This window comes from Streptomyces sp. (assembly GCF_031178505.1).
In the GTDB taxonomy this organism is placed as follows: domain Bacteria; phylum Actinomycetota; class Actinomycetes; order Streptomycetales; family Streptomycetaceae; genus Streptomyces; species Streptomyces gulbargensis.
In genome coordinates, this window is the sequence record NZ_JAPSIW010000703.1 from 1 (window position 1) to 3,643 (window position 3,643).

Annotated in this window: 3 protein-coding genes; all 3 read right to left on the minus strand. The window is 71.4% G+C overall.

The genetic code is table 11. The features are described 5' to 3' along the window. Positions 1-150 precede the first annotated feature (150 nt). From RIF68_RS30785 to RIF68_RS30795, 3 genes are read right to left on the minus strand one after another with little or no spacing between them, the layout of a single operon-like run. Positions 151-1,005, minus strand: coding sequence for a carbohydrate ABC transporter permease (locus RIF68_RS30785; RefSeq protein ID WP_309054557.1), 855 nt, complete (start codon positions 1,003-1,005; stop codon positions 151-153). Positions 1,006-1,055: 50 nt separating this feature from the next. After that, positions 1,056-2,159 carry a sugar ABC transporter permease gene (locus RIF68_RS30790; RefSeq protein WP_309054555.1) on the minus strand — a complete coding sequence of 368 codons (1,104 nt, stop codon included), beginning with the start codon at positions 2,157-2,159 and terminating at the stop codon, positions 1,056-1,058. A gap of 4 nt (positions 2,160-2,163) precedes the next feature. Further along, a complete protein-coding gene (locus tag RIF68_RS30795) occupies positions 2,164-3,507 on the minus strand; it encodes an extracellular solute-binding protein (RefSeq protein ID WP_309054556.1) in 1,344 nt (447 codons plus the stop codon). Positions 3,508-3,643 lie beyond the last annotated feature (136 nt).

The following is a 3,643-nucleotide window of genomic DNA, read 5'->3' on the forward strand; positions in this document are numbered from 1 at the left end:
GGTCGCGCGGAGCCAGCGTTCGGTGGTTCCGGTCCCGGGGGCGGCGTCCAGGGTCGTACGCCCGTCGAGGCGGAGGGTGCGGGTGCGGTCGTCCGGCCCCTCCACACGCAGGGGGGCCGGGACCAGGTCCATCGGGTCGGGGTTCACGCGTCAGTCCTTCACCGCGCCGCCCAGTCCGGAGACCAGTCGGCGCTGCACGAGTACGAAGAAGACGAGGACCGGGACGGTCATGACGGTGGAACCGGCCATGATGCCGCCCCAGTCGTTCTCGTCCGGCTTGAAGAAGACGAGCAGCGCCATCGGCAGCGTCGACTGCGAGGTGTCGCTGATGAGGAAGGACTTCGCGAAGAGGAAGTCGTTCCAGGTGGAGATGAACGAGAAGACGCTCGTCGCGACGAGGCCGGGCAGCACCAGGGGGAAGAGGATCTGCCACAGGAAGCGGGTGCGGCTCGCGCCGTCGATCTGCGCCTGCTCCTCCAGGGCCTCGGGGACGGCCCTGACGAAGCCGCGCAGCATCCAGATCGCGAAGGGCAGCGAGAAGGCGAGGTGCGGCAGGATCAGCGAGCCGAGGGTGTTGAGCTGGCCGAGGTCCCGCATGAGGAAGAAGAGGGGGATGGTGAGCGCCTCCACCGGCACCATCTGCGCGATCAGGAACATCACGAGCAGTGTCGTGCGGTAGCGGAAGCGGAAGCGTGTGACGGCCGTCGCCGCCAGGAAGGCGATCAGCGCGGAGGCGAGGACGACGCTGACGGCCACGACGAGCGAGTTGAGGAAATAACGGCCGAATTCCTGCTGCTCGAAGACGCGCCGGAACGAGTCCAGGGTCGGGGAGAACGTCCAGGGGCGGGGCTGGGCCGACTGGATCTCGCCGGCCGGTTTGAGGGCGGACAGGACCATCCAGTAGAGGGGGAAGGCGACGCCGGCGGCCACGAGGAGGGTGACGGCCTCGGCGGCGAGACGCCCGGGCCGCCGGATCCGCGCCCGGGCACGGAGGCGGGCCCGCAGCGGCGTACGGGCGTGTCCGCCGGGGGCGCGGACAGGGGGGACGGAGGCGGTCACAGTTCTTCTCCCTGGCGGCGCAGGAGCCGGAGGTACACGAGCGTCACGGCCAGCAGGATCAGCAGCATGACGACGCCGATCGCCGCGCCCAGGCTGTACTGGGAGGAGGCGAAGGCCTTCTGGTACGCGTACACGTTGAGGACGAGGTTCTGGCCGGCGATGCCGCCGCCGTGCGTCATCACGTAGATCTGGGTGAAGACCTTGAAGTCCCAGATGATCGACTGGATCGTGACGACGACCAGGATCGGCCGGAGCAGCGGCGCGGTGACGGAACGCCAGATCCGCCACTGTGAGGCGCCGTCGAGGGCGGCGGCCTCCAGGACCTCGGTGGGGACGGCCCGGATGCCCGCGTAGACGGTGACCATCACGAACGGGAAGGAGCACCAGACGACTTCCATCAGGACCAGGGCGAAGGCGCTGTACCGCCCGTACGTCCAGGAGAAGTCGCCGAGGCCGAGGAGCCGGTTGACGGGCCCGAAGTCGGGGTCGAAGAGGAAGACCCAGACGGTGGAGCCGGTGACGGCGGGGGTCGCCCAGGCGCCGAGCGCGGCCAGCATGAGGACGAGCCGTGGCAGGGCGCGGACACGGGTCAGGAGCACGGCGAGGGCACAGCCCACGGCGAGGGTCGTGACGACACAGGCGGCGGCGAAGACGACCGTGGCGAGGAGGACCTGCCGGAACTGGGGGTCGGTGAAGAGGGCGGTGTAGTTGGCGAGGCCCCGGAAGGTGGTGGGCTCGCCACCGCTGACCTGCGCCTGGGTGTACTCCAGGACGGAGATGAGGCCGAGCTGGTAGACGGGGTAGACGAGGAGCGCGCCGAGGACGAGCAGGGCGGGCAGGAGGTAGAGCCAGGGCGTCCAGGAGCCGGGCGTGCCGGGGCGGTGGGGGCGGCTCCGCCGAGCCGGCGGGCGCGGGTCCGTGGCTCCCGGGCGTAGGCCCGTGGCCCCTGGGCGCGGGTCCGTCCCTTCGGGGCGTCGGTCCGTGGCTCCCGGGCGCGGGGCGGCAGGGGTCTCGGGAGCACGGGCGACACCGGAGCCACCGGCCTTTGCAGGAACGCCCCCGGGCGGCTCGCGGAACTTCCCGGCGTACGGGTTCGGCATCGGATCAGCCCGCCGACGTGAAGGCGGCGTTCATCTTCCCGGCCGCGTCCTCGGTGGCCGTCCGGACGTCCTTCCGGCCGCTGACGATCTCCTGGAACATCGTCGGGAGGACGAGGGAGGAGTCGATGCGGCCCCATCCGGCGGAGGCCGGGACGAAGCGGGTGCCGGCCGCCAGGGTGTCCGTGAACGGCTTCACGAAGGGCTTGCGGCGGGCCGCGTCGGCGCGGACGTCGGTGTACGTGGGCAGGAAGCCCATCGCGTCGAACAGCTTCGCCTGGGTGTCCTTCCCGGCGAGGGACTTCATGAGGTCCACGGCGAGGGTCCGGTGCGAGGTGCTCCGCAGGACGCCGAGGTTGTTGCCGCCGGCGAAGGCGGGGGCGATGGAGCCGGGGGTGGCGCCGGGGAGGGGCACGACGGCGTACCTGCCCTTCACGGTGCCGGCCTCCACGGCGGCGTGGCTGAAGTCGCCGCCGATGGCCATGGCGGCCTTGCCGGAGGCGAAGGCGGTGACGGTGGCGTTGCCGCCCATCTGGGCGCACTTGGCGGCCGGGCAGTTGTCGTCGCCGAAGAGGGAGGTGTACGTGGTGATGCCGCGCCGGGCGGCCTCGCTGTCGATCGCGGCGCGGGTGTCCGGTCCCTCGCCGGTGGCGAGTTCGCCGCCGGCCGCCCAGACGAAGGGCAGGGCGCCGTAGGTGTAGGCGCCGCCGACGGCGATGCCGTACAGCTCGGGCCTGGCCCGGTGGATCTTCTTCGCGGTCGCGACCAGTTCGGCCTGGGTCCGGGGGACGGTGAGGCCGAGTTCGCGGAAGACGTCGGTGCGGTAGTAGAGGGCGCGCACGCCGACGAAGAGGGGTGCTCCGTAGACCTTGCCGTCGACGGTGACGGAGCGCTTCGCGGTGGGGTCGGCGTCCTTCGCCTCGGGCCAGGCGGCGAACTCGGCGGTGACGTCGGCGAGTCCGCCGTCCTGCACGTATCCGGCGGTGTCGGTGTTGCCGTACTCGATGAGGTCGGGGGCGGATCGGGGGTCGTTGAAGGCGGCCTTGACGCGCTGGGCGCGGGTCTCGACGGGGATGTACTCGACCTCGACCTCCGTGCCGGCGTGCCGCTGCTCGAAGGCGGTGACGGCCTGTTCGACGACCTGTTCCTTGGGCTTGTTGTTCACCTCCTGGAACAGCCAGACGCGGAGGGTGCCGGACTTCTCGTCGCCGGTGGCCGTGCCGCCGGAGGTCCCGGGCGCGCAGGCGGTGGCCGTGAGGGCGGCGAGCAGGAGCGTGGCCGCCGCGGCGGTGAAGGAGGTCCCCCGCGCTCGGACGGAGCCGAGCGCCTGGGAGAGGGCAGGAAGCTTCATGGAACGGATCCCTCCGAGCGTGCGTTGCAACATACGCAACGTGCGTTTCGTGCTGCACAACACGCGTGAGGTTAGGGGCGGTTCCCGCCCACCCACAAGAGGTCTCGACCACTTCCGTCCCGGCCGCACCCGCCGG